This window comes from Streptomyces arenae (assembly GCF_022343545.1).
Taxonomy (GTDB): Bacteria; Actinomycetota; Actinomycetes; order Streptomycetales; family Streptomycetaceae; genus Streptomyces; species Streptomyces humi.
Genome location: NZ_JAKQYH010000056.1, coordinates 1 through 23,991, shown reverse-complemented (window position 1 = coordinate 23,991; position 23,991 = coordinate 1). Strand labels below are relative to the sequence as shown.

Here is a 23,991-nt window from a genome sequence, read left to right as displayed (position 1 = left end):
GTGCCCCCAAATCCCGGGGCCGAGCCTCCGCGTGGTCGTGTCCTGACAGGCTGTCCCCATGCGTTTCGGCATTCTGGGCCCCCTCGACCTGCGCACCGACGACGGCACCCCGCTCGACCCCGGCGGCCCTCGTCCCCGCGCGCTGCTCGCCCTGCTGCTCCTGGACGCCGGCCGCGCGGTCTCCACCCAGCGCCTCACCGACGGCCTGTACGGCGCCGAGCCGCCCGCCGGAGCGGCCAACGCGCTCCAGTCGCAGGTCTCCCGGCTGCGCAGGCGGCTGGCCCCGCACGGCGAGATCGAGGCCACCGCCACCGGCTACCGCCTCGTCACCGCCCGCGACAGCGTGGACGCGCATCGCTTCGAGGAACTGGCCGCGGCCGGCCGGGCCGCACTCGCCGCCGGTGACCACGCGCGGGCCGCGGCCCGCCTGCGGGAGGCGCTCGCGCTGTGGCGCGGGCCCGCGCTGCCCGACCTCCCGGACGCGCCCGCCGAGGCCGCGCGGCTCGAGGAACTGCGACTGGCCGCCGTACAGGACCGGATCGAGGCGGAGCTGGCGCTGGGCGGCGGTGCCGAGCTCGTGCCGGAGCTGCGGGCGCTGCTGGCGGACCGGCCGCTGAGCGAGCGGCTGTACGGGCAGCTGATGCGGGCCCTGCACGCGGGCGGGCGGCCCGCCGAGGCGCTCACGGTGTTCGAGGAGGCCCGCCGGACGCTCGCCGACGAATTGGGCGCGGATCCGTCGCCGGAACTGTCCGCGCTCCATCTGGATCTGCTCAGGGGTGTGGCACCGGAGCGGCCACGGCTGCCGGTCCAGCTCACCCGGTTCGTCGGCCGCGAGCCCGAACTCGGCCGGATCGCCGCCGTCCTCGCCGGCTCCCGGCTCGTCACGCTGACCGGGCCGGGCGGCGCGGGCAAGACACGGCTGGCGATCGAGGCGGCCCAGCACCGTCCCGCCGCCTGTTTCGTCGAACTCGCGCCCCTGACCGACGGTGCCCGCATCCCGTACGCGGTCCTGGCCGCGCTCGGGGTCCGGGAGGGGCTGCGCAGTCCCGCCGCGGACATCACGGACCGGCTGCTGGCCGCGCTGGAGGACCGGGAGCTGCTGCTCGTCCTCGACAACTGCGAGCACCTGGTGGCGGAGGCCGCCCGGGTCGTCTCGCTGCTGCTCGCCGCGTGTCCCGGGGTGCGGGTGCTGGCCACCAGCCGGGAGTCGCTGGGCATCACCGGCGAGATCCTGGTGCCGGTGCCCCCGCTGCCGCCGGAACCGGCCGTACGGCTCTTCCTGGACCGGGCCCGTGCCGTGCGCCCCGGTTTCGAGGGGCACGCGCGCGTGGCCGGCATCTGTGCCGCCCTGGACGGGCTGCCGCTGGCCATCGAGCTGGCGGCGGCCCGGCTGCGCACCCTGACCCCGGACGAACTGGCCGACCGGCTGGACGACCGGTTCCGGCTGCTGTCACGCGGCGACCGCTCCAAGGCGCCCCGGCACCGCACCCTGCGCGCGGTCGTGGAGTGGAGCTGGGACCTGCTGGACGAGGAGGAGCGGGAGCTGGCGCGGCAGCTGACGGTGTTCTCGGGGGGCGCGACGCTGGCCGCGGTCGAGGCGGTGTGCGGGCTGGCGTACCCGGAGGACGTGCTGGCCTCGCTGGTGGAGAAGTCCTTCCTGGAGGTGTCCGAGGGGCGCTACCGGATGCTGGAGACGATCCGCGCGTTCGCCGCCGAGGAACCACGGGACCTGAAGGACGCCCACGCGCGGTACTTCCTGCGGCTGGCCGAGGAGGCCGAGCCGCACCTGCGCGGCGGCGGGCAACTGCCCTGGCTGGCCCGGCTGGCCGCCGAGCACGGCAACCTGGACGCGGCCCTGCGGCACCTGGTGCGCCACGACACCGACGGCGCGCTGCGCCTGATGGGTCCGCTCTCCTGGTTCTGGCGGCTGCGCGGACTGTACGGGGAGCGGGTGACGACGGCACGGGAGCTGCTGGCCGCCGTCGGGGACGCACCGCCGGCCGGACTGGAGGAGGAGTACGTGCTCTGCGCGGTCAACGCGCTCTCCGGCGCGGGTGAGGAAACTGAGCTCATCGCGCGCGTGGACGCCGTTCTGGACGCGTACCCGGGGCCGCTGCGGCTGCCGTACATCCTGGTGCTGTGGGCGGTCGCGGCCGGTCCGCGGCCCGCCGCCGACGACCACGCCCTCGCGCTGGCGGGCGACTCCCCGTGGGCGCGCGCCCTGCTCGACGTGGGCCTCGGCTTCCGCGCCCAGTTCGCGGGCCGGCCGCAGGAGTCCGAGGAGTGCTTCAGCCGGGCGCTGGCGGGATACCGGGCCACCGGCGACCGCTGGGGCATGGCCAACTGCCTCGACCCGCTGGGCCTGGCCGCCCACGCCCGCGGTGAGTCCGGGCGCGCCCTGGAACTGCTCGACGAGGGCCTGGCGTACATGCGGGAGCTGGCCGCCCCGGAGGAGACCGCCGACGTGCTGCGCAGCCGTGGCACCGTGCTGCTGCACCGGGGCGACACGGCGGCGGCCGAGGCGCACTTCGAGGAGGCGCTGACGCTGGCCCGTGGCGCCGGGCTGCCCGACAAGGCGGCGGCCGCCCGGCGCGGCCTCGGTGACGCGGCCCGGCTGGCCGGGGACCCGGCACGCGCGCGCGTGCACTACGAGCACGCCCTCCAGGAGTGCGCCGCCAACTGGTTCAGCGTCGGCGAGACCGTCCGCGGTCTCCTCGGGCTCGGCCGGGCGGCCGCCGCCGAGGGGCACACCGAGGAGGCCCGCGACTGGTTCCGGCAGGCCGCCGGCCTCGCCGTGGAGGGTCCCGGCGTCCTGGAACTCGCCGACGTGGCCGAGGCGCTGGCGTCCGTCGCCGGCACCGCGGAGCGGGCCGCGGTGCTGCTGGGCGCGGCGACGGGCCTGCGGGGCGTCCGGTCCGAGGCCGATCCGGACGTCGTACGGGTGGTGGCGGACGTCCGCGCGCGGCTGTCGCCCGAGGAGTACGACCGGGCCCACGAGCGGGGCCGGCGGCAACGGTCAGCGGCGGTCAGCGAACGGTAGGGGGACGGTCAGCGCCCCCGCCGAAGCTCCTCGCATGACGAAGCAGACTCCGCAGGACAAGAGCCTGACCCACCTCAGCGTGCTCATCTCCGGCGCCAGCGTCGCCGGACCCGCCCTCGCCCTCAACCTGGCCCGGCTCGGCGCCCGCGTCACCGTCGTCGAGAAGGCCCCCGGCCTGCGCGGTGGCGGTTTCGCGGTCGACTTCCGCGGCCATGTCCACCGCACCGTCCTGACCTCCATGGGCATCTGGGACGAGATCCACGCCCGCCAGACCCACATGGGCCGCCAGACCGTCGTGGCCGCCGACGGCAGCCCGCGCGTGGACCTGCCCGCCGAGATGATGAGCGGCGACGTGGAGATCTTCCGCGGTGACCTCGCACGGATCATGTACGAGCGCACCAGGGACGACGTCGAGTACGTCTTCGGCGACTCGATCGCCTCCCTCGCCCAGGACGCCGACGGTGTCGACGTCACCTTCGAGCGGGGCGCGCCCCGCCGCTTCGACCTGGTCGTCGGCGCCGACGGGCTGCACTCGAACACCCGTCGGCTCGTCTTCGGTGACGAGTCCCGCCACCTGCGCTTCCTCGACCACTATGTGGCCGGCTTCGACGTCCCCAACCACCTGGGGCTGGACCGCACCGGCCGGGTCTACAGCGAGCCCGGCCGCGCGGTCGTCGTGGGCAACTACGACGGCGACCCGGACCGCGCGGGCGCGCTGCTGGTCTTCCGGTCCGGGGAGCTGTCGTACGACCGCCGGGACGTCCCGGGGATCAAGCGGATCCTGAGGGACCGCTTCGCCGGGATGGGCTGGGAGGTCCCGGCCGTCCTCGAGGCCTTGGAGGAGGCCGACGACCTGTACTTCGACGCGATCGCCCAGATCCACGTGGACCGGCTCGTCGAGGGGCGGGTGGCGCTGCTCGGGGACGCCGGGTACGGGGCGACCATGGGCGGGATGGGGACCGGCGTGGCGATCGTCGGGGCGCATGTCCTCGCCGGTGAACTCGCCCTCGCGGGCGGTGACTTCCGTACCGCGTTCGCCGAGTACGAGACCCGGATCCGGGACTTCGCCAAGGGCTGCCAGAAGATCTCCGGGAACGCGGGCCCGTTCTTCGCGCCGCCCACCGAACGCCGTATCCGCAGCCGGGACCGGATGTACCGGATCCTCGCCTCGCGTCCGCTGGCCCGCTTCTTCAAGAGGCTGACGGAGAAGGCGGCGACCGACATCAGGCTGCGGGAGTACCCCTGCTGAGGTCCCAGCCGTGGTCGACGGGGCCGATCCCGGCACCGAGCGCGAACCCGGCCGCGATCGCCCCGGTGACGTACGCCTTGGCCGCCGTCACCGCCGCCGGCACGGACCGCCCCTTCGCGAGCTGCGACGCGATCGCGGACGCGAGGGTGCAGCCCGTGCCGTGCGTGTGCCGGTTGGCGTACCGGGGGGCGCGCAGCAGGTGCTCCTCGGTGCCGTCCGTGAGCAGGTCCACAGCCTCACCGGGCAGGTGCCCGCCCTTGATCAGCACCCAGGTGGGTCCGTACGACAGCACGGCCGCCGCGGCCCGGCGCAGACCGGCCTCCGACTCGACGTGCACGCCGGTGAGCTGGGCCACCTCGTCGAGGTTCGGGGTGGCCACGGTGGCGAGCGGGAGCAGCCTGGTGCGGACGGACTCCAGTGCGGAGGCGGCCAGGAGGGGGTCCCCGTGCTTGGAGACGCCGACCGGGTCCACGACCACGGGCACACCGGTCCCGGCGATCAACTCGGCGACCGCCTCGACGAGTTCCGCGGAGGCGAGCATGCCGGTCTTGACCGCGTCGACACCGATGTCGTCCACGACGGCGCGGTACTGGGCGCGCACGGCCGCCACCGGCAGTTCCCAGGCGCCCCGCACGCCCAGGGAGTTCTGCGCGGTGACCGCGGTGATCACGCTCATCCCGTGCACGCCGAGGGCGAGCATGGTCTTCAGGTCGGCCTGGATCCCGGCCCCGCCGCCGGAGTCGGAGCCCGCGACCGTCAGTACCCTCGGCGGACTGTTCATGACTCGATGTCCCCGAAGTGGTCCCAGCCGCCCTTGCTGGTCCAGGGCGCCCCGTCGACGGTGACCTGGGGCAGCGCGGACGGGTTGAGGACCTCGCCGATCACCTTCCAGCGGGCGGGCAGTTTCACGTCCGGCGGGAAGGTCGCCACGATCGCGTGGTCCTCGCCGCCGGTCAGCACCCACTGGATGGGGTCGACGCCGACGGCCTGCCCGATGTCGTTCATCTGGGTGGGGACGTCGATCGCGCCGGAGCGGATGTCGATGCGGACCTTGCTGGCCTCGGCGATGTGCCCCAGGTCGGCGATGAGTCCGTCGCTCACGTCGCACATCGCGGTCGCGCCGAGCCCGGCGGCGGCCGGACCGGCGTGGTACGGGGGTTCGGGGCGGCGGTGGGCCTCCACGAAGGCGCGCGGCGAGCGGAAGCCGCGGGAGAGCACCGCGTAGCCGGCCGCCGACCAGCCCAGCCAGCCGGTGACGGCCACCAGGTCGCCGGGCTGGGCGCCGGCCCGGGTGACCGGCTCCTGGTTGCGCAGGTCGCCGAGCGCGGTGATGGAGACCATGATCGTGTCACCGCGGACCACGTCGCCGCCGACCACCGAGGCACCGGCCACCTGGCACTCGTCCCGGATGCCGTCCATCAGTTCGCTGGGCCAGGTCACGGGCAGTTCGGCGGGGACGACCAGACCGAGCAGCAGCGCGGTCGGCACGGCGCCCATGGCGGCGATGTCCGCGAGGTTCTGGGCGGCGGCCTTGCGGCCCACGTCGTACGCCGTGGACCAGTCGCGGCGGAAGTGCCGCCCCTCCAGCAGGATGTCGGTGCTCGCCACGACCCGGCGATCGGGCGCGGCGACCACCGCGGCGTCGTCGCCGGGGCCGACGCGGACCGCCGGAGTGGTGGTGAGACGGGAAGTGAGCTCCCTGATGAGCCCGAACTCACCTAGCTCACCAACAGTGCCCTTCATTGCCCTTGCGCCCCTTCTGTGGCTTGCCGTGCCCGCTCGCGCGTCATCGTCGTCCTGGATACGGTCGAGGTGACCGTCAACATCTGTCCTGCCTGCACCCTGGCGCGCAAGCCCCTGTCCGCGCAGGTCTCCCCGCGGTGTGCGGCGACGCGATACCGTGGCGTTCCTTTTCCCCACATGATCCTCGTGGCCGCCCTGGAGGTTCCGTGGTACAGGCGTACATCCTGATCCAGACGGAGGTCGGCAAAGCGTCGACCGTCGCCGAGACGATCAGCAAGATCCCCGGAGTCATCCAGGCCGAGGATGTGACAGGACCGTACGACGTCATCGTGCGCGCGCAGTCCGAGACGGTCGACGAACTCGGTCGCATGGTGGTCGCGAAGGTCCAGCAGGTGGACGGCATCACCCGCACCCTGACCTGCCCGGTGGTCCATCTGTAGCCCCCGTCTACCCTTGGCCGGTGAACTCCTTCCGTCACCGGCCATTCGGTCTGCCCACGCTCGCCGCGCTGATGATCGCGGCAGCGGGCTGCTCCTCAGCAGACGACGCCCCGTCGGCGGCGGTTCCCAGTCCGGGCGCGGCGGTTGCGAAGCTCTGCGGTCGCCTGGACCGGGTACTGCCGACGAAGGTCGACAAGCTGGGCCGACGTGATCCGGAACCGGCCTCCGCGCTGACGGCCGGGTGGGGCGGCGACCCGGCGATCATACTGCGGTGCGGGGTTTCGCGGCCCGCGAAGATGGCCGACCCGGAGGCCGACGGGGTGGAGGTGAACGGGGTGGGGTGGCTGCTGGAGCAGCGGGCCGACAAGTCGTTCCGGTTCACGACGACGTTGCGGAAGGCGTATGTCGAGGTGACGATCCCGGCGCGGCGGACGGGGGACGGCGTGGCGCCGTTGGTGAGCTTGGCGCCTGCCGTCAAGGAGGCGGTTCCGGAGGGGATCGCCGACTAGGCGCCGTGCGGGGAGCCGTTGGGTGTCGGGTGCGGGTGCGTCGTGGCTTGTCGCGCAGTTCCTCCCCCAGCCTTCGGCCGGGGGTACCCCCAGCGCCCCTTTCGGGGCGCTCCGGCTCGGGGTGTTTCGGGGCGGGGTGTTTTCTAGCGGAGGCCTGTTGAGCGGGTCAGGGCTGCCTGGATGAGGCGGTCGATCAGGGCCGCGTAGCCGACGCCGGTCGCCTGCCACATCTGCGGGTACATCGAGATCGGGGTGAAGCCGGGCATCGTGTTGATCTCGTTGATCACGAAGTCGCCGTCCTCCGCGAGGAAGAAGTCGGCGCGGACCAGGCCCTCGCAGGACGCGGCCTCGAAGGCGTCCACCGCGAGCCTCTGGACCTCGGCGGTCTCCTCCGGCGTGAGGGGGGCCGGGACGATGCCGGGGGTGGAGTCGATGTACTTGGCCTCGAAGTCGTAGTACGCGTGCTCCGACGGCGGCGGGATCTCGGCGGGGACCGAGGCGCGCGGGCCGTCCTCGAACTCCAGCACGCCGACCTCGATCTCACGGCCGCGCACGGCCGCCTCGATGAGGATCTTCGGGTCGTGGGACTGGGCCTCGGCGATCGCCTCGTCCAGGCCGGACAGGCCGTCGACCTTGGTGATGCCGATCGACGAGCCCGCGCGCGCGGGCTTCACGAACAGCGGCCAGCCGTGCTCGCCCGCGAAGTCGACGATCCTCCTGCGGGCGGCGGACTCGTCCTGCTGCCACTCGCGGGGCCGGATCACCAGGTAGGGGCCTACCTTGAGCCCGAACGAGGAGAACACCCGCTTCATGTACTCCTTGTCCTGGCCGACGGCCGAGGCGAGCACGCCCGAGCCGACGTAGGGGACACCGGAGAGCTCCAGGAGGCCCTGGAGGGTGCCGTCCTCGCCGTAGGGGCCGTGCAGCACCGGGAAGACGACGTCGACCTCGCCGAGCGCCTTGGGCACCGAGCCGGGCTCGCTGTAGACGACCTCGCGGCTGGCCGGGTCGACCGGGAGCACGACGCCGCCCTCGGTGGACTCGGCGAGGTCGCCGACCTCCGGGGTACGGCGTTCGGTGATCGCCATGCGTTCCGGTTCGTCGGCCGTGAGCACCCAGCGGCCTTCCCTGGTGATGCCGATCGGCAGGACGTCGTACTTCGTCCGGTCGATGGCGGCGAGGACGGCGCCCGCGGTGACCGTGGAGATCCCGTGCTCGGAGCTGCGACCGCCGAACACGACGGCCACGCGCGGCTTGCGAGCGGGCTGCTCAGGGCTCTGGGGAAGGTTCTCGGTGCTCATATGGCGATGAGAGTACCCGGTGGTAGGGCCCCGATACAGCGTCCGGCCGGTGCCGTGGCTCAGCGTCGCTCGGGCTTCGCGCTGCGCGACATCAGCTCCTTGAGGGCGACCACCGGCGGCTTGCCCTCGTGGACGATGTCGACGACCGTCTCGGTGATCGGCATCTCGACGCCGTGCCGACGGGCCAGATCGGCCACCGACTCACAGGACTTGACGCCCTCGGCGGTCTGCCGGGTGACCGCGATGGTCTCCTCCAGCGTCATGCCCTTGCCGAGGTTGGCGCCGAAGGTGTGGTTGCGGGACAGCGGCGAGGAACAGGTCGCCACCAGGTCGCCGAGCCCGGCGAGTCCGGAGAAGGTCAGCGGGTCGGCGCCGAGCGCGCTGCCGAGCCGGGCGGTCTCCGCGAGACCGCGCGTGATGAGCGAGCCCTTGGCGTTGTCGCCGAGTCCCATGCCGTCCGCGATGCCGACGGCGAGACCGATGACGTTCTTCACGGCACCGCCCAGTTCGCAGCCGACCACGTCGGTCTCGGTGTAGGGGCGGAAGTACGGCGTGTGGCAGGCGGCCTGGAGGCGCCGGGCCACCGTCTCGTCGGTGCAGGCGACCACGGCGGCGGCCGGCATCCGGGCGGCGATCTCACGGGCGAGGTTGGGCCCCGTGACGACGGCGATCCGGTCCGCGCCGACCTTGGTGACGTCCTCGATGACCTCGCTCATCCGCATGGCCGTGCCGAGTTCGACGCCCTTCATGAGGGACACGAGGACGGTGTCGGGCGCGAGCAGCGGCGTCCATTCGGCGAGGTTGACCCGCATGCTCTGGGACGGCACCGACAGGAAGGTGAAGTCGGCGCCCGCGGCCGCCTCGGCGGGGTCGGTCGTGGCCCGCAGGTTCGCGGGGAGTTCCACGCCCGGCAGGTAGTCGGGGTTGGTACGGCCGGAGTTGATCGCCTCCGCGACCTCCGCGCGCCGCGCCCACAGGGTGACCTCGCACCCGGCGTCGGCGAGCACCATCCCGAAGGCCGTACCCCACGAACCCGCACTGAAGACCGCCGCCTTGGCCGGCTTGCTCACTTGCCGCTCTCCTCTTCCAGACCACTCCGCGCACGCGCCCGGCGCCGCTGCTCGATCCGTACCTGGCGAGGATCGTAGGGGGTCTCGGGGGCCTTCTCGCCGCGGATCTCCTCCAGCTGGCGCGTGATCGCCGCCATGATGACCTCGGTCGCCTCCTTGAGGACGTCCTGGGTCATGTCCTTGCCGTAGAAGCGGGTCAGGTCGACCGGCGGGCCCGCGAGCACGTGGTGGGTCTTGCGGGGCAGCAGACTGGGCTTCTTCGCGTACGGCGGGAGCAGTTCGTTGGCGCCCCACTGGGCGACCGGGATGACCGGGCACCTGGTCTGGAGGGCGACCCGGGCGGCACCGGTCTTGCCGGTCATGGGCCACTGGTCCGGGTCCCGGGTGATCGTTCCCTCAGGGTAGAAGGCGACGCACTCGCCGCGCTCCACGGCGTCGATCGCGGCCCGGAAGGCGCTGAGCGCGTCGGTGGACTCGCGGTAGACGGGGATCTGGCCGGTACCGCGCATGGCGGCGCCGACGAATCCCTTCTTGAAAAGCCCGCTCTTCGCCAGGAAACGCGGAACACGGCCGGTGTTGTACTGATAGTGGGCGTAGGCGAAGGGGTCGATGTGGGAATTGTGGTTCACCGCGGTGATAAATCCGCCCTCGGCCGGAATGTTCTCCATTCCGCGCCAGTCCCGCTTGATCAGAACCACCAGCGGCGGTTTGCAGAGCACCGCAGCGAAGCGGTACCAGAAGCCGATTCTCCGGCGGGGCACGCGGACACCTTCCTCTAGGTCTTCCTCCCGGCCTGGGATCGGGAAGAAGTGTGGCCCCGGCCCGCCGGTCTGTCGAGAACACCGTACGCCTCGGTGTCGCGGCCACCGGGTGGGCCCGGGTGACAATGAGGCAACAAGGGAGGGACGGTACGACGGTGCAGTGGACCTTGGTCATCCCGCTCAAACCTCTGGCGCGGGCCAAGAGCAGGCTCGCGGACACCGCGGCGGACGGGGTGCGTCCCTCGCTGGCCCTCGCCTTCGCCCAGGACACGGTGGCGGCGGCGCTGGCCTGCCAGGCCGTGAAGGATGTGGCGGTCGTCACGGTCGATCCGCTGGCCGGGCGGGAGCTCTCGGCGCTGGGCGCGCGCATCGTCCCCGACACGCCGGGAGGCGGCCTCAACGAGGCGCTGCGGCACGGCGCGGCGGTGGTCCGCGCATCGCGTCCGGAAACCCCCGTGGCGGCCCTGAACGCCGATCTGCCGGCGTTGCGGCCACTGGAATTGGCCCGGGTGCTGGACTCGGCCGCGGAATTCCCGCGCGCTTTTCTCCCGGACGCGGCGGCGATCGGCACCACTCTGCTGGCGGCAGCGCCCGGCAGTGAATTGGCGCCCGCATTCGGTCCGGATTCCCGCGCCCGGCACGCCGCCTCGGGCGCCGTGGAACTGCGGCTGACCGACGTGGACTCGGTACGGCAGGACGTGGACACCGGCGCCGACCTGCGCACCGCACTGGCCCTGGGCGTGGGCCCGCGCACCGCAGCCGTGGCGGCCCGTCTGCTGATCCCCGACCAGTAGGCTGCGCCCATGCAGGCCACCGCATACACGTACGACCCCGAAACCCACACCGGCCAGGTACTCCTGGACGACGGCACCCCGCTCCCCTTCGACGCCCCCGCCTTCGAGGCCGGCGCCCTGCGGCTGCTGCGGCCGGGGCAGCGGGTGAGGATCGAAACGGAGGGGGCTGGAGACGACCTCCGGATCACCCTCGTGACCTTGCAGACGTTCTGAGGCGAGAAACCTAGGGGCGCTGGGGGTACCCCCGGCCGAAGGCTGGGGGAGGAACTGCGCGACAAGCCCCCACCGGCCCGCACCTGAAAGCTCCCTGGAACACACCGCGGGCCGGACTCCCCAGGGGAATCCGGCCCGTCGCGTGAGTATCCCGACCGCGCCGCCCGACGAACCTCAGCGAGCGGTCGTCTTCTTGGCGGCAGCCTTCCGCGCGGTCGACTTCTTCGCCGGCGCCTTCTTGGCCGTGACCTTCTTGGCCGGAGCCTTCTTCGCGGCGGTCTTCTTCGCCGTCGCCGTGGTCTTCTTCGCGGGCGTCTTCTTCGCCGTCGCCGTGGTCTTCTTGGCGGCCGCCGCGCCCGTGGTCTTCTTCGCCGTCGTCTTCTTCGCGGCGGCGGTGGTGGTGGTCTTGCGGGCCGCGCCCGTCGCCTTCTTGGCGGTGGTCTTCTTCGCCGCGGCCTTCTTGACCGTCGCCGAAGCGGCGCCGGTCAGGCTGCCCTTGGGCGCCTTCTTGACCGAGACCTCGCCGCCGCGCGGGAGCTTCTTGGAGCCGCTCACCAGGTCCTTGAAGCCCTGACCGGCGCGGAAGCGCGGCACGGAGGTCTTCTTGACCCGAACCCGCTCGCCGGTCTGGGGGTTGCGGGCGTAACGGGCGGGGCGGTCCACCTTCTCGAAGGACCCGAAGCCGGTGACCGAGACCCGCTCACCCGCGACGACCGCGCGGACGATGGCGTCCAGGACATGGTCGACGGCGTCGGCCGCCTGCTGGCGGCCGCCCATCTTGTCGGCAATCGCTTCTACGAGCTGCGCCTTGTTCACGTCTTCCCCTTCGGAGACATCGCCAGAACGAAAGTGTTCAAGCTTTTTCGCACGTTAGGCAGATATATACCGCAAATCAAACACGAAACGGGCTTATCACCCTCGTGCCGCAACGGATTCGACTGTCTCGCGAGGTCCGGTCAGCCTTCCTCTTGCGGGAATCGACCCGCTTCGAGGTCGGCGTTGAACCGCTCGAGCCGCCTTGCCGCGTCGGCGATGTCGTGCTTGGCCGCGGCCGTAATGACCAGCAGCTTCCGGGTCAGCGCCATCCGTACGCCCTCCGGGACTTGCAGTGCGCGCACTGTTGTGTGCGCTTGTTTGAGTTGGTCCGCGACCGCCGCATAGAGCTGGAGTTGGCCGTCGTGTTCCATGCACAGATTGTGCCATCTGGGGCGAGTTGTCGCCTGCGCAGGGGGCAACTGCCGCCTCAAATGGCCTTCCGGGCACTTGCGAAAGCCCCGGACACAGCACTCACCTACCCCCACAACATCGGCCCTAACGTGGGAAGTTGGCAAGACCTGCGACAACGCGAGCGTCCGTTCGGGTGCAGACATGGCTGTACCCCCAATCGTGGCGATCGGGGGTACAGACGGGGTGTCGCGGTGGCTGAAACCAGCCGTATTCAGATGTGGTGGATCACGCCCGAACCGGGCTCCGGATCAGACCTGGAGCGTCCGCGGCTTGTACGACGGACGCTTGGCCTCGTACGCCGCGATGTCGGCCTCGTTCTGGAGCGTGATGGAGATGTCGTCCAGGCCGTTCAGCAGCCGCCAGCGGGAGTTCTCGTCCAGCTCGAAGGAGGCGGTGATGCCCTCGGCGCGCACCTCGCGGTTCTCCAGGTCGACGGTGATCTCGGCCTCGGGGTCGTTCTCGGAGAGCTCCTGCAGGGCCTCCACGATCTTCTGGTCGATGACCACCGTGAGCAGGCCGTTCTTCAGCGAGTTGCCCCGGAAGATGTCGGCGAAGCGGGAGGAGATCACGGTCTTGAAGCCGTAGTTCTGCAGCGCCCAGACCGCGTGCTCACGGGAGGAGCCGGTACCGAAGTCGGGGCCGGCCACCAGGACGCTGGCGCCCTGCCGCTCGGGACGGTTGAGGATGAAGTTCTCGTCCTTGCGCCAGGCCTCGAACAGACCGTCCTCGAAGCCGTCCCTGGTCACCTTCTTGAGCCAGTGAGCGGGGATGATCTGGTCGGTGTCGACGTTGGAGCGGCGCAGCGGGACGGCCCGGCCGGTGTGCGTGGTGAATGCTTCCATGGCTGATCAGACTCCAGCGGGCGTACGGGCGTCGGACAGGTCGGCCGGGGAGGCCAGGTGGCCCAGGACGGCGGTGGCCGCCGCGACCTGCGGCGACACCAGGTGGGTACGCCCGCCCTTGCCCTGCCGGCCCTCGAAGTTGCGGTTGGAGGTGGACGCGGAGCGCTCGCCCGGGGCCAGCTGGTCGGGGTTCATGCCCAGGCACATCGAGCAGCCCGCGTGCCGCCATTCGGCGCCGGCCTCCTTGAAGACCACGTCCAGGCCCTCGGAGACGGCCTGCAGACCGACCCGGGCGGAGCCGGGGACGACCAGCATCCGTACGCCGTCGGCGACTTTGCGGTCCTTGAGGATGTCGGCTGCGGCGCGCAGGTCCTCGATCCGGCCGTTGGTGCAGGAGCCTACGAAGACGGTGTCCACGTTGATGGAGCGCAGCGGCTGGCCGGCCTCCAACCCCATGTACTCCAGGGCCTTTTCGGCGGCCAGGCGCTCCGAAGCGTCTTCGTACGAAGCCGGGTCGGGGACGTGCGCCGAAAGCGGGGCGCCCTGGCCCGGGTTGGTGCCCCAGGTGACGAACGGCGAGAGGGCGGCCGCGTCGATGTGCACCTCGGCGTCGAATTCCGCGTCCGCGTCCGTCTTGAGGGTCTTCCAGTACTCGACCGCGGCGTCCCAGTCCGCACCCTCGGGGGCGTGGGCGCGGCCCTTGATGTACGCGAAGGTGGTCTCGTCGGGGGCGATCATGCCCGCGCGGGCACCGGCCTCGATCGACATGTTGCAGATGGTCATGCGGGCCTCCATCGAGAGCTTCTCGATGGCGGAGCCGCGGTACTCCAGGATGTAGCCCTGGCCGCCGCCCGTACCGATCTTGGCGATGATCGCCAGGATCAGGTCCTTGGCGGTGACGCCCTCGGGCAGCTCGCCGTCGACCGTGATGGCCATGGTCTTGGGACGGGCCAGCGGCAGCGTCTGGGTGGCCAGCACGTGCTCCACCTGGGAGGTGCCGATGCCGAACGCCAGCGCGCCGAAGGCGCCGTGCGTGGAGGTGTGCGAGTCGCCGCAGACGACGGTCGTGCCGGGCTGGGTCAGGCCCAGCTGCGGGCCGACCACGTGCACGACGCCCTGCTCGACGTCGCCCAGCGGGTGCAGGCGCACGCCGAACTCGGCGCAGTTCTTGCGCAGCGTCTCCAGCTGGGCGCGGGAGACCGGGTCCGCGATGGGCTTGTCGATGTCGAGGGTCGGGGTGTTGTGGTCCTCGGTCGCGATGGTGAGGTCGAGGCGGCGCACCGGACGGCCGTTCTGGCGCAGACCGTCGAAGGCCTGCGGGCTGGTCACCTCGTGCAGCAGGTGCAGATCGATGAAGAGGAGGTCGGGCTCGCCCTCGGCGCGCCGGACGACATGGTCGTCCCAGACCTTCTCCGCGAGTGTCCTACCCATCGCTTTCCCTCCGGCCGGCAGACGTGCACCGGCCCAACTAGAGATCTTGAGGAAGCGGCTGCCCGAGTTCCGGGCCCCTGAAGTCGTGGTTCCGGGCGTCCGCCGCCGGGCCCGTTGGTACGCGGGCCACTGTGTGATTCCAGGGTGGCGCGTTCCACGGAAAATTGAACTTGCGTTTCACAGAGTGAGACGTGAGTATCGTTGCATGGACAACAGTAGCGGCGTCGGCGTTCTGGACAAGGCGGCCCTTGTCCTGAGCGCTCTGGAGTCCGGTCCGGCCACCCTCGCGGGTCTGGTCGGGGCCACCGGACTGGCACGGCCCACGGCCCATCGGCTGGCCGTGGCTCTGGAACACCACCGCATGGTGGCACGCGACATGCAGGGCCGTTTCATTCTCGGTCCCCGACTCGCGGAACTGGCCGCGGCGGCCGGCGAGGACCGCCTGCTCGCGACGGCGGGCCCGGTGCTCACGCACCTGCGGGACATCACCGGCGAGAGCGCGCAGCTCTATCGCCGCCAGGGCGACATGCGGATCTGCGTGGCCGCGGCGGAGCGGCTGTCCGGCCTCCGGGACACCGTACCGGTCGGCTCGACGCTCACGATGAAGGCGGGGTCGTCGGCGCAGATCCTGATGGCCTGGGAGGAGCCGGAGCGGCTGCACCGGGGCCTCCAGGGGGCCCGCTTCACGGCGACGGCCCTGTCCGGCGTCCGCCGCCGCGGCTGGGCCCAGTCCATCGGCGAACGCGAGCCGGGTGTCGCCTCGGTGTCGGCGCCGGTGCGGGGGCCGTCCAACCGCGTGGTCGCCGCCGTGTCCGTCTCCGGCCCGATCGAGCGCCTGACCCGGCACCCGGGCCGCATGCACGCGCAGGCGGTCATCGACGCGGCGGGCCGCCTCTCCGAGGCCCTGCGCCGCACGGGCTGAGCCCCGAAACGAACGCTCCCGTCAGAAGAGGCCGACCCCAACGCCGCGGCCGGCCTTCTTCCCGACGTGAGTGGAGAAACGCAGGGGCGCGGGGAACTGCGCGATCAGCCACACGCAACCCGCGCTCTCCCCCTGGCCGGAGCCCTACGGCGCAGAGATTGCCACCACCCGTCGTCAGCCGACTGCTGCGCCGTCGTGGCTTGTCGCGCAGTTCCCCGCGCCCCTACGGGGCGCTCCTGTAAGCGAACCGGTCCTTTGCGTAGCGGCCCCGGCGCTCCACTGGCACCGTCCCGCTCGCCGCGCCCAGTCCGAACTCCGGCATGTCGAAGTAGATCGACTCGTACGAGCCCTCGGGTGCGACGTACGTCTCGTGCCACAGGCCCACGTGCTGCCGCAGCTTCCCCGCCCGCTCCTTGCGGTTCACGATGCTCCACATCCCGTGGTGGAGCAGGTCCGGCGAACTCGCGTACGCGTACAGCTTCTCCTTGGACTCCCAGTACTGGACGACGTAGTACGTCCGCGGCGAGGCCGTCAGCAGGACCCGCCCCAGCAGCCCCCGGTCAGGGTTCCGCGCAAGCTCCCCCAGCATGCGGAACATGGACAGCATGACCGGGAGCCACTGGTGCACCGCCCAGAAGTGATTGACGCGCATGCCGATCAGCAGCACCACCGCGTCACCCTCACGCGCCGCGGTCGTACGGCCCGGAATCGGTCTGGCGATCATGCGGAACACCCCCGGTCCCTGTCGGATAGCGTCACTATCCTTCTGTCGGTGCTTGGATAGTGGCACTTACCAAGGAGAGGCGCAAGAGATGCGGCTGGCCCGGTTGAGCGAGCGCAGCGGGGTGACCGTCGCGACGATCAAGTACTACCTGCGCGAGGGGCTGTTGCCGCCCGGCCGCCAGGTCAACACCACGACCGCGGAGTACGACGAGGAGCACCTGCGCCGGCTACGGCTGGTCCGGGCGATGATCCAGGTGGGCCGGGTGCCGGTGGCGAAGGTGCGCGAGGTGCTCGGGCACGTCGACGACGAGTCGCTGGGCCGCACGATCAGGGTGGGCGCCGCGCTGTGGGCGCTGCCGCAGGTACCGGAGCCGGACGAGGACGACGAGTACGTCCGGGCCGCGCACCGGGAGGTGGGCGCCCTGCTCTCGACCCTGGGCTGGGAGAACGCCAAGCAGCTCACGACCATCTCCCCGGCGTACCGCCAGCTGGTGGTCGCGGTGGCGGCGTTCCGTCGGCTCGGTTACGACTGGGACAGTGAACTCCTCGTGACACGGGCGAAGTTGATGCACCAGGCGGCGATCGCCGATCTGGACTTCCTGGAGACGCATCCGTCGGAGAAGGAGAAGGTGGCGGCCGCGGTGGCCAGCGCGGTGCTGGTGGAGCCGATGCTCCAGGCGCTGCACCGGCTGGCCCAGGAGGAGGAGACGGCCCGGCGCTACGGCTTCGAGTAGGGCCCGGACACACCGAAGGGCCCTCCGCCTGAGCGGAGGGCCCTTCATTTTGTACCCCCGACCGGATTCGAACCGGCGCTACCGCCTTGAGAGGGCGGCGTGCTAGGCCGCTACACAACGGGGGCGTGGATCTTGCAAGCGTTTGATGTGCGACGCCGCAGATCCGAGCTGGTCTACCTGGACTCGAACCAAGACTAACTGAACCAGAATCAGTCGTGCTGCCAATTACACCATAGACCAATGATGGTTTAGACCAGTTCGTACCCCCGACCGGATTCGAACCGGCGCTACCGCCTTGAGAGGGCGGCGTGCTAGGCCGCTACACAACGGGGGCCCTAGCGATCATCCGTAGATGATCTCCGTACCCCCGACCGGATTCGAACCGGCGCTACTGCCTTGAGAGGGCAGCGTGCTAGGCCGCTACACAACGGGGGCTTTGTGGATGTGATCCACGCCTGCAGATGAGCTCTGCGAGCTGGCCTACCTGGACTCGAACCAAGACTAACTGAACCAGAATCAGTCGTGCTGCCAATTACACCATAGGCCACTGGAACGCAAGCCCCTGAGGGGTTCTTGTTCTAGTTTCGCTCCTCCGGTTCCGGCCTTTCGGCCCGCTCCCCGGCGGCGCAGGAAGAACATTACCTGAAGGTGGACGGGGCTCCAAAACGGGTATCGGCGCGGAGGATCGCGGGCAGTTCGGCGAGGGAGGCGATCCTGTGCGGTCCGACGGGCGCGTCACCGCCCGTGGCGGGGCCGTGGCGGTCGATCCACACGGACAGCAGTCCGGCGTCGACGGCGCCGCGCGCGTCGATCTCCGGGTGGTCGCCGACGTACGCGACCTCGTGCGGGGCGAGTTCCAGCGCGTCACAGGCCGCCAGGAAGGCGCCGGCGGCCGGCTTGGAGACGCCCAGTTCGGCGGCGCACAGGACGACCTCGAACCGGTCGTGCACACCGAGCGTGCGCAGCTTGTGTTCCTGGACGTGCAGGCTGGAGTTGGACAGCACGGCGTGCCGGTAGTCGGCGGCCAGCGCGTCCAGGGCCGGCAGGACGTCCGGGAAGAGGGCCCAGGCGGCCTCGTAGTACGTCCGGTACCGGCGGAACCAGTCGTCGGCCTCGTCGCCGCTCAGCGCCTCGCCGAGGAACACCCGGATCCGCTCCCGGCGCTGCTCCTCGAAGGACAGCTCCCCCGCCGAGAACCGCGCCCACTGCTGGTCGGTGATCGCCCGCCACCGCACCAGCGCCGCCTCGGCACTCTCGTACGCCGGGAACAGTCCCTCCGCCGCGAGATGCGCCCGCATGCCCTCGCGGTCGGCGGTGGTGTAGTCGAAGAGCGTGTCGTCCACGTCCCAGACCACGGCTCTGATCGTCATACCGCCGAAGGTACCTGCTGGGTACGACGAAGGGGCGGCCCCGGGACGAAAACCGGAGCCGCCCCGTCACACGGGCGTGCCCTACGCGGCCAGCTTCGCCAGCGCCGCGTCGATCCGGGCCAGGGTCTTCTCCTTGCCCAGGACCTCCAGGGACTCGAAGAGCGGCAGGCCGACCGTGCGGCCGGTGACGGCCACCCGGACCGGCGCCTGGGCCTTGCCGAGCTTGAGGCCGTGGGCCTCGCCGGCGGCCAGGACGGCCTCCTTCAGGGACTCCGGGGAGGTCCAGTCGGCGGACTCCAGCTTCTCGCGGGCCGTGGCCAGCAGGGCGTCGCTGCCCTCCTTCATGGCCTTGGCCCACGAGGCCTCGTCCTCGACGGGCTCGGGGAGGAACAGGAAGTCGACGTTGTCGGTGATCTCCGAGAGGACCTTCAGACGGGTCTGGGCGTGCGGGGCGATCGCCTCCCACTTGGCCTCGTCGAAGTCCTCCGGCGCCCAGGGCGCGAAGGGGGCCTTCAGCCAGGGGGCGCAGCGCTCGGTGAAGTCCTTCACGTCCAGCATGCGGATGTGGTCGGCGTTGATCGCCTCGCACTTCTTCAGGTCGAAGCGGGCCGGGTTGGGGTTCACGTCGGCGATGTCGAAGGCGGCCACCATCTCGTCGATGGAGAAGATGTCCTGGTCCGCGGAGAGCGACCACCCCAGCAGGGAGAGGTAGTTGAGCAGGCCCTCGGGCAGGAAGCCCTGCTCGCGGTAGAGGTTCAGGGACGCCTGCGGGTCGCGCTTGGAGAGCTTCTTGTTGCCCTCGCCCATGACGTACGGCAGGTGGCCGAAGGCCGGGGTCTGCTTGGCGATGCCCAGCTCGGTCAGCGCCTTGTAGAGGGCGACCTGGCGCGGGGTGGAGGAGAGCAGGTCCTCGCCGCGCAGGACGTGGGTGATCTCCATCAGGGCGTCGTCGACCGGGTTGACCAGCGTGTACAGCGGGGCGCCGTTGGCGCGGACGATGCCGTAGTCCGGGACGTTCTCCGGGGTGAAGGTCAGCTCGCCGCGGACCAGGTCCGTGAAGGTGATCGTCTCGTCCGGCATCCGGAAGCGGACGATGGGCGTCCGGCCCTGGGCCTGGTACTCCTCGACCTGCTCGGCGGTGAGGTCACGGCAGTGGCCGTCGTAGCCGGACGGCTTGCCGGCGGCGCGGGCGGCCTCGCGGCGGCTGTCCAGCTCCTCCTGGGAGCAGTAGCAGCGGTAGGCGTGCCCGGCGTCCAGCAGCTTCCGCGCGACGTCCTGGTAGATGTCCATGCGCTGCGACTGGCGGTACGGCGCGTGCGGGCCGCCGACCTCGGGGCCCTCGTCCCAGTCGAAGCCGAGCCAGCGCATCGCGTCGAGCAGCTGGTTGTACGACTCCTCGGAGTCGCGGGCCGCGTCGGTGTCCTCGATGCGGAAGACCAGGGTGCCCTTGTGGTGCCGGGCGAACGCCCAGTTGAACAGGGCGGTGCGGACCAGGCCCACGTGGGGGTTACCGGTGGGCGAGGGGCAGAAACGGACGCGAACGGGGGAGCCGGGTGCGCTAGCCACGCTTGACAACCTTGTTGGTGAGAGTGCCGATGCCTTCGATGGTGACGGCGACCTCGTCGCCGACGTTGAGGGGGCCGACCCCTGCCGGGGTGCCGGTGAGGATCACGTCGCCGGGCAGCAGCGTCATGGCCTCGGTGATGTGGACGATCAGGTCCGCGATGGGGTGGATCATCTCGCTCGTACGGCCGAGCTGACGCTGTTCGCCGTTGACGGTGAGCTGGACCGTCAGGTCGGACGCGGTGGCCAGGTCGAGGTCCGTCTCCACCCAGGGGCCGAGCGGGCAGGAGGTGTCGAAGCCCTTGGCGCGGGCCCACTGCTTCTCGCGCTTCTGGACGTCACGGGCGGTGACGTCGTTGGCGCAGGTGTAGCCGAAGATGACGTCCGCCACGCGCTCGCGCGGGACCTCGCGGCACAGACGGCCGATGACCACGGCCAGTTCGGCCTCGTGGTGGAGGTCCTCGGAGAAGGCGGGGTACTGGATCGCGTCACCGGGGCCGATCACCGAGGTGGACGGCTTGAAGAAGGCGAAGGGGGCGTCCGGGACCTCGTTGCCCAGCTCCCGCGCGTGCTCCGCGTAGTTGCGGCCGTAGGCCACGACCTTGTTGGGGAGCACCGGCGGGAGGAGCCTGACCTTGCTCAGCGGGACCTTGGTCCCGGAGAGCTCGAAGTCGGTGAACGGAATGCCCTTGATGATGTCGAGGACGAGTTCGTCCTGCTTGTCGCCCTCGACGGCGCCGAAGGCGACGTTCCCGTCGATGGAGAACCTGGCGATGCGCACGGGATCCTGGCGCCCCTCACTGAGCCGGCTGGAGTCTGACGCTCCAGGCTAACGCGGGGCGGGGCGGCCGCCGTGGAATAACCCAGGTGGCCGTGGAATAACCCAGGTGACTGAGTGGTCGGCGGCTCCGCTCCCGTATGGCTCGGTGGTCCCCGCGCCTAGTCGGCGACCGGGGTCCCGGCCGGGATCTCCATGAGGATCGTGCGCCGCGGGTTGGCGGTCTGGGCGGGGAGGTCGAGGGAGTGCTCGGGCAGTGCGGGGGTCCCCAGTTCCTCGGCGTCCTCGAGGTGGGCGAGGGTGGTGCGCCGGGGGTTGGCTATGTTGCGGAACATCATCGTCGTCTTCACGGTTGTCGTGGACCCCGTCGTGTGTGGGTTGGCAGAGACTTCCCTCTTGTAAAGCGCCAGGCTAAACATCGAATTCCCGACGGAAGTCGCCAACTAGCCGTGATCCAGGTGTGAGTTTGCTCACGAAGCAGGGGGCAAAGCGGTCATTCCGCGCTCGCAATTCGGGGAAACGAAACGGACATTGACGAACTGAACCTGTCATTCCGCTCCTGATCATGGCGACTGGGACACGCCCCACCCGCTCTCCCCTGGCAGGCATACGTCCGTTATGTACGCGATCAGCCCCGACATCTCGTAACGTGTCACTCACACGCTGTCACGGAGGTCACAGCTCGGCCCACGGCCCTTGTTGGAGATCCGGCACTGTGCTGGAATTCCACGGAACCGCCGCAGGATCGAGCCGGCGCGCAGGGGGCGCAACGCAGCGCCGAGTGGCGGCGAGACAGGGGGAGCCAGCGCCGGTCACACTCACGACCAACAGGGGGCGTATTCAGGGCGCTCCCCCTACAACGCCGACACCGTGTCCCTCCATTCAGCGGAGGGGTGCCTGGTCCAGAGGTTGCGACGCTAGTGCAGGGACGTTTCAAGAGGGATGGCAGCGCTCCGGCGGAGCCGGAGGCGCACGGCGGGACCGACCGCGGTTCCTCGCCCCAGCACGCCCAGAACCCGGGCCACGCCCCGGTCGGCGGTGGTGACGGCGGTGAGCGCCCCGGGCGTCCCGCCGTGTCCGCTTCTTCGGGGTCTCCGGGATCTCCGGGGTCCACCGGATCCACGGGCCCCCAGCCGACCGCGACGCCGACGCCGTCGGTCAAGCCCCCGAAGGGCCCGTCCAACCCGGGCTCGCGCATAGCCCTGCGCAACTGGCGCATCTCCACGCGCCTGGTGTCGCTGCTCGCGCTCCCCGTGGTGGCGGCGACGACGCTCGGCGCGGTCCGCATCAACCAGTCGCTCGACGACATCCAGCAGCTCGACAACATGAAGCTGCTGACGGACATGACCACGCAGGCCACCGAGCTGGCCCAGACGCTCCAGAACGAGCGTGACAAGTCGGCGGGTCCCCTCGCGCACGGCGCGTCGACCAGCGACGTCACGGTCAAGGGTCTCGAGCAGGCGACCGACCGGGCCCGCGAGAACTTCCTCAACGCCTCCGAGGAGATCGACACCGCGAGCAAGAACGGTCAGCTCCAGGGCGTCCGTGACAGCCTCGTCGGTCTGGCCGGTCAGCTCGACGACCTGGCGAAGATCCGCAAGGACGCCTACCAGCAGAAGGAGAACTCGACCCAGACGGTCGAGTCCTACCACCGGCTGATCACCCAGCTGATCGACCTCTCGCAGGACATGGCGCAGGCCTCCAGCAACCCGGAGATGATCCAGCGCACCCGCGCCCTGGCGGCGTTCTCCACCGCCAAGGAGTACGCGTCCGTGCAGCGCGCCGTCATCGCCGCGGCCCTGCCCGCCAACAACACGAACACCGGCGACCTCTCCGAGAACGACCGCCTGTACGGCGAGTCGGCCCAGGAGAGCGAGACCTCCGAACTCACGATCTTCCGGAAGATCTACGTCGGCAACGCGGCCGAACTGCTCAAGCCGATCGACGAGAACAACCCGACGATCGAGGCCGCGAACACCTACGCCAAGCGTGCCCTCGGCGCCCAGAACGGTCTGAACGAGCTCTCCAAGCGGTCGTACCTCGACTGGGTGGACGACAGCTCGACCAAGATCGACCAGATGCAGAAGATCGAGCACACGCTCCTCGAGGACATGGAGCAGAAGGCCCGCGAGCTGCGTTCCTCCTCGCAGCAGGAAGCGATCATCTCCGGTGCGCTGATCCTGCTCGTCCTCGGTGTGTCGCTGGTCGGCGCCTTCATCGTGGCCCGCTCCATGATCCGCTCGCTGCGCCGCCTCCAGGAGACCGCCACCAAGGTCGCCCAGGACCGGCTGCCCGAGCTGGTCAAGCAGCTCTCCGAGTCCGACCCGCAGGACGTCGACACGTCCGTGGAGTCGGTCGGTGTGCACTCCCGGGACGAGATCGGCCAGGTGGCCGCGGCCTTCGACGACGTGCACCGCGAGGCCGTCCGCCTCGCCGCCGAGCAGGCCCTCCTCCGGGGCAACGTCAACGCGATGTTCACCAACCTCTCGCGCCGCTCCCAGGGCCTCATCCAGCGTCAGCTCTCGCTCATCTCCGAACTGGAGTCCCGCGAGGCCGACCCGGACCAGCTGTCCTCCCTCTTCAAGCTCGACCACCTCGCGACGCGTATGCGCCGTAACGGTGAGAACCTCCTGGTCCTCGCGGGTGAAGAGCCCGGCCGCCGCTGGACCCGCCCGGTCCCGCTGGTCGACGTCCTCCGCGCCGCCGCCTCCGAGGTGGAGCAGTACGAGCGCATCGAGCTGGCCGCCGTGCCGACCACCGAAGTGGCCGGCCGCGTGGTCAACGACCTCGTGCACCTGCTCGCCGAGCTGCTCGAGAACGCCACGTCGTTCTCCTCACCGCAGACCAAGGTCAAGGTCACCGGTCACGCCCTGCCCGACGGCCGGGTGCTGATCGAGATCCACGACACCGGTATCGGCCTCTCCCCCGAGGACCTCGCGGCGATCAACGAGCGGCTCGCCTCGCCGCCCACCGTGGACGTCTCGGTCTCCCGCCGCATGGGCCTCTTCGTGGTCGGCCGGCTGTCGCAGCGGCACGGCATCCGGATCCAGCTGCGCCCCTCCGACTCCGGTGGTACGACCGCGCTGGTCATGCTCCCGGTCGACGTCGCCCAGGGCGGCAAGAAGCCCGCTCCCGGCAAGCCCGGTGTCCCGGCGCAGTCCGGCGGTCCGGCCGCCGCGCAGGCCGCGGCCGGTGCCGCGGCGGCCCGGCGGGGCAACGGCCAGGGCGGTGCGCCCGGTTCGCTCGGCGCGGGTGCCCCCGCCCCGGCCCTCGGCGGCGGT

General features: G+C 70.9%; 23 protein-coding genes and 5 tRNA genes. 9 read left to right on the top strand and 19 right to left on the bottom strand.

Annotated features, from left to right (window positions below; genetic code table 11):
* Positions 1-58: 58 nt before the first annotated feature.
* Positions 59-3,040: a BTAD domain-containing putative transcriptional regulator gene (locus tag MB828_RS25045; protein ID WP_301650180.1), complete on the top strand. Its 2,982-nt coding sequence runs from the start codon at positions 59-61 to the stop codon at positions 3,038-3,040.
* A 34-nt stretch (positions 3,041-3,074) separates the two neighbouring features.
* Complete coding sequence (locus MB828_RS25040; protein ID WP_301650179.1) at positions 3,075-4,289, top strand: FAD-dependent monooxygenase; 1,215 nt, start codon at positions 3,075-3,077, stop codon at positions 4,287-4,289.
* Here the strand turns inward: MB828_RS25040 and thiD are convergent.
* On the bottom strand, positions 4,264-5,070 hold the full coding sequence (thiD, locus tag MB828_RS25035) for a bifunctional hydroxymethylpyrimidine kinase/phosphomethylpyrimidine kinase (RefSeq protein WP_301650178.1): 807 nt from the start codon (positions 5,068-5,070) through the stop codon (positions 4,264-4,266). The two genes, MB828_RS25040 and thiD, sit on opposite strands and share 26 nt — an antisense overlap.
* Entirely contained in the window at positions 5,067-6,032 is a 966-nt protein-coding gene (locus MB828_RS25030) for a thiamine-phosphate kinase (RefSeq protein WP_046733970.1), read from the bottom strand. Before MB828_RS25030 ends, thiD begins: the two co-directional genes overlap by 4 nt.
* 206 nt (positions 6,033-6,238) lie before the next feature.
* Here MB828_RS25030 and MB828_RS25025 point away from each other — a divergent pair, with 206 nt between their 5' ends.
* Both MB828_RS25025 and MB828_RS25020 read left to right on the top strand, forming a co-directional pair.
* A complete protein-coding gene (locus MB828_RS25025) occupies positions 6,239-6,472 on the top strand; it encodes an Lrp/AsnC family transcriptional regulator (RefSeq protein ID WP_037654619.1) in 234 nt (77 codons plus the stop codon).
* Between the two features lie 20 nt (positions 6,473-6,492).
* Complete coding sequence (locus tag MB828_RS25020; protein ID WP_301650177.1) at positions 6,493-6,981, top strand: DUF3515 domain-containing protein; 489 nt, start codon at positions 6,493-6,495, stop codon at positions 6,979-6,981.
* Positions 6,982-7,124: 143 nt separating this feature from the next.
* Here the strand turns inward: MB828_RS25020 and MB828_RS25015 are convergent, their stop codons facing one another.
* The 3 genes from MB828_RS25015 to MB828_RS25005 are packed head-to-tail and all read right to left on the bottom strand — an operon-like array spanning position 7,125 to position 10,113.
* Positions 7,125-8,282, bottom strand: coding sequence for a D-alanine--D-alanine ligase family protein (locus tag MB828_RS25015; RefSeq protein WP_133027276.1), 1,158 nt, complete (start codon positions 8,280-8,282; stop codon positions 7,125-7,127).
* Positions 8,283-8,341: 59 nt separating this feature from the next.
* A complete protein-coding gene (locus MB828_RS25010) occupies positions 8,342-9,352 on the bottom strand; it encodes an NAD(P)H-dependent glycerol-3-phosphate dehydrogenase (RefSeq protein WP_301650176.1) in 1,011 nt (336 codons plus the stop codon).
* A complete protein-coding gene (locus tag MB828_RS25005; RefSeq protein WP_133027274.1) occupies positions 9,349-10,113 on the bottom strand; it encodes a lysophospholipid acyltransferase family protein in 765 nt (254 codons plus the stop codon). Before MB828_RS25005 ends, MB828_RS25010 begins: the two co-directional genes overlap by 4 nt.
* A gap of 155 nt (positions 10,114-10,268) precedes the next feature.
* Here MB828_RS25005 and cofC point away from each other — a divergent pair, with 155 nt between their 5' ends.
* Both cofC and MB828_RS24995 read left to right on the top strand, forming a co-directional pair.
* On the top strand, positions 10,269-10,907 hold the full coding sequence (gene cofC, locus MB828_RS25000) for a 2-phospho-L-lactate guanylyltransferase (RefSeq protein ID WP_301650175.1): 639 nt from the start codon (positions 10,269-10,271) through the stop codon (positions 10,905-10,907).
* A 9-nt stretch (positions 10,908-10,916) separates the two neighbouring features.
* Positions 10,917-11,120, top strand: a complete 204-nt coding sequence (locus MB828_RS24995; protein ID WP_301650174.1) for a hypothetical protein — start codon at positions 10,917-10,919, stop codon at positions 11,118-11,120.
* 174 nt (positions 11,121-11,294) lie between these two features.
* Here MB828_RS24995 and MB828_RS24990 read toward each other — a convergent pair whose 3' ends face one another.
* The 4 genes from MB828_RS24990 to leuC all read right to left on the bottom strand — a co-directional run bounded on the left by MB828_RS24990 (position 11,295) and on the right by leuC (position 14,620).
* Positions 11,295-11,936 carry an HU family DNA-binding protein gene (locus MB828_RS24990; protein ID WP_133027271.1) on the bottom strand — a complete coding sequence of 214 codons (642 nt, stop codon included), beginning with the start codon at positions 11,934-11,936 and terminating at the stop codon, positions 11,295-11,297.
* 140 nt (positions 11,937-12,076) lie between these two features.
* Positions 12,077-12,307: a hypothetical protein gene (locus MB828_RS24985; protein WP_133027270.1), complete on the bottom strand. Its 231-nt coding sequence runs from the start codon at positions 12,305-12,307 to the stop codon at positions 12,077-12,079.
* A gap of 288 nt (positions 12,308-12,595) precedes the next feature.
* A complete protein-coding gene (gene leuD, locus MB828_RS24980; protein ID WP_133027269.1) occupies positions 12,596-13,189 on the bottom strand; it encodes a 3-isopropylmalate dehydratase small subunit in 594 nt (197 codons plus the stop codon).
* A gap of 6 nt (positions 13,190-13,195) precedes the next feature.
* The gene (gene leuC / locus MB828_RS24975) at positions 13,196-14,620 is read right to left on the bottom strand and encodes a 3-isopropylmalate dehydratase large subunit (RefSeq protein ID WP_133027268.1); all 1,425 of its coding nucleotides are present in this window, start codon (positions 14,618-14,620) and stop codon (positions 13,196-13,198) included.
* A gap of 205 nt (positions 14,621-14,825) precedes the next feature.
* On the opposite strand from leuC, the gene ndgR reads away from it, so the two are divergent.
* A complete protein-coding gene (gene ndgR / locus MB828_RS24970) occupies positions 14,826-15,542 on the top strand; it encodes an IclR family transcriptional regulator NdgR (RefSeq protein ID WP_003993203.1) in 717 nt (238 codons plus the stop codon).
* 223 nt (positions 15,543-15,765) lie between these two features.
* Here the strand turns inward: ndgR and MB828_RS24965 are convergent, their stop codons facing one another.
* Positions 15,766-16,266: a DUF4188 domain-containing protein gene (locus MB828_RS24965; RefSeq protein WP_301650173.1), complete on the bottom strand. Its 501-nt coding sequence runs from the start codon at positions 16,264-16,266 to the stop codon at positions 15,766-15,768.
* Positions 16,267-16,354: 88 nt separating this feature from the next.
* On the opposite strand from MB828_RS24965, the gene MB828_RS24960 reads away from it, so the two are divergent.
* The gene (locus MB828_RS24960) at positions 16,355-16,999 is read left to right on the top strand and encodes a MerR family transcriptional regulator (protein WP_301650172.1); all 645 of its coding nucleotides are present in this window, start codon (positions 16,355-16,357) and stop codon (positions 16,997-16,999) included.
* A gap of 52 nt (positions 17,000-17,051) precedes the next feature.
* Here the strand turns inward: MB828_RS24960 and MB828_RS24955 are convergent.
* From MB828_RS24955 to MB828_RS24915, 9 genes are all read right to left on the bottom strand, one after another.
* Positions 17,052-17,124, bottom strand: a tRNA-Glu gene (locus MB828_RS24955).
* 43 nt (positions 17,125-17,167) lie between these two features.
* Positions 17,168-17,239 (bottom strand) — tRNA-Gln (locus MB828_RS24950).
* Positions 17,240-17,260: 21 nt separating this feature from the next.
* Positions 17,261-17,333 (bottom strand) — tRNA-Glu (locus MB828_RS24945).
* Between the two features lie 28 nt (positions 17,334-17,361).
* Positions 17,362-17,434: transfer RNA gene (locus MB828_RS24940), tRNA-Glu, on the bottom strand.
* A 40-nt stretch (positions 17,435-17,474) separates the two neighbouring features.
* Positions 17,475-17,546, bottom strand: a tRNA-Gln gene (locus tag MB828_RS24935).
* Positions 17,547-17,637: 91 nt separating this feature from the next.
* Entirely contained in the window at positions 17,638-18,369 is a 732-nt protein-coding gene (locus MB828_RS24930) for an HAD family hydrolase (protein ID WP_301650171.1), read from the bottom strand.
* An 81-nt stretch (positions 18,370-18,450) separates the two neighbouring features.
* Entirely contained in the window at positions 18,451-19,935 is a 1,485-nt protein-coding gene (gene gltX, locus MB828_RS24925) for a glutamate--tRNA ligase (protein ID WP_301650170.1), read from the bottom strand.
* Entirely contained in the window at positions 19,928-20,713 is a 786-nt protein-coding gene (locus MB828_RS24920; RefSeq protein WP_133027263.1) for a fumarylacetoacetate hydrolase family protein, read from the bottom strand. The genes gltX and MB828_RS24920 overlap by 8 nt, the downstream gene beginning before the upstream one ends.
* Positions 20,714-20,871: 158 nt before the next feature.
* Positions 20,872-21,060: a hypothetical protein gene (locus MB828_RS24915; RefSeq protein WP_301650169.1), complete on the bottom strand. Its 189-nt coding sequence runs from the start codon at positions 21,058-21,060 to the stop codon at positions 20,872-20,874.
* A 570-nt stretch (positions 21,061-21,630) separates the two neighbouring features.
* Between MB828_RS24915 and MB828_RS24910 the strand changes: the two genes are divergently transcribed.
* Positions 21,631-23,991, top strand: a 2,361-nt coding sequence (locus MB828_RS24910) for a sensor histidine kinase (RefSeq protein ID WP_301650168.1), incomplete at its 3' end; no start/stop codon positions are given.

What these genes read in the sequence shown, in the direction of transcription:
- MB828_RS25045 (WP_301650180.1), top strand. Translation starts at nt 59, where the DNA reads ATGCGTTTCGGCATTCTGGGCCCCCTCGACCTGCGCACCGACGACGGC.
- MB828_RS25040 (WP_301650179.1), top strand. Translation starts at nt 3,075, where the DNA reads ATGACGAAGCAGACTCCGCAGGACAAGAGCCTGACCCACCTCAGCGTG.
- thiD (WP_301650178.1), bottom strand. Translation starts at nt 5,070, where the DNA reads ATGAACAGTCCGCCGAGGGTACTGACGGTCGCGGGCTCCGACTCCGGC.
- MB828_RS25030 (WP_046733970.1), bottom strand. Translation starts at nt 6,032, where the DNA reads ATGAAGGGCACTGTTGGTGAGCTAGGTGAGTTCGGGCTCATCAGGGAG.
- MB828_RS25015 (WP_133027276.1), bottom strand. Translation starts at nt 8,282, where the DNA reads ATGAGCACCGAGAACCTTCCCCAGAGCCCTGAGCAGCCCGCTCGCAAG.
- MB828_RS24995 (WP_301650174.1), top strand. Translation starts at nt 10,917, where the DNA reads ATGCAGGCCACCGCATACACGTACGACCCCGAAACCCACACCGGCCAG.
- MB828_RS24985 (WP_133027270.1), bottom strand. Translation starts at nt 12,307, where the DNA reads ATGGAACACGACGGCCAACTCCAGCTCTATGCGGCGGTCGCGGACCAA.
- leuD (WP_133027269.1), bottom strand. Translation starts at nt 13,189, where the DNA reads ATGGAAGCATTCACCACGCACACCGGCCGGGCCGTCCCGCTGCGCCGC.
- leuC (WP_133027268.1), bottom strand. Translation starts at nt 14,620, where the DNA reads ATGGGTAGGACACTCGCGGAGAAGGTCTGGGACGACCATGTCGTCCGG.
- ndgR (WP_003993203.1), top strand. Translation starts at nt 14,826, where the DNA reads ATGGACAACAGTAGCGGCGTCGGCGTTCTGGACAAGGCGGCCCTTGTC.
- MB828_RS24965 (WP_301650173.1), bottom strand. Translation starts at nt 16,266, where the DNA reads ATGATCGCCAGACCGATTCCGGGCCGTACGACCGCGGCGCGTGAGGGT.
- MB828_RS24960 (WP_301650172.1), top strand. Translation starts at nt 16,355, where the DNA reads ATGCGGCTGGCCCGGTTGAGCGAGCGCAGCGGGGTGACCGTCGCGACG.
- MB828_RS24930 (WP_301650171.1), bottom strand. Translation starts at nt 18,369, where the DNA reads ATGACGATCAGAGCCGTGGTCTGGGACGTGGACGACACGCTCTTCGAC.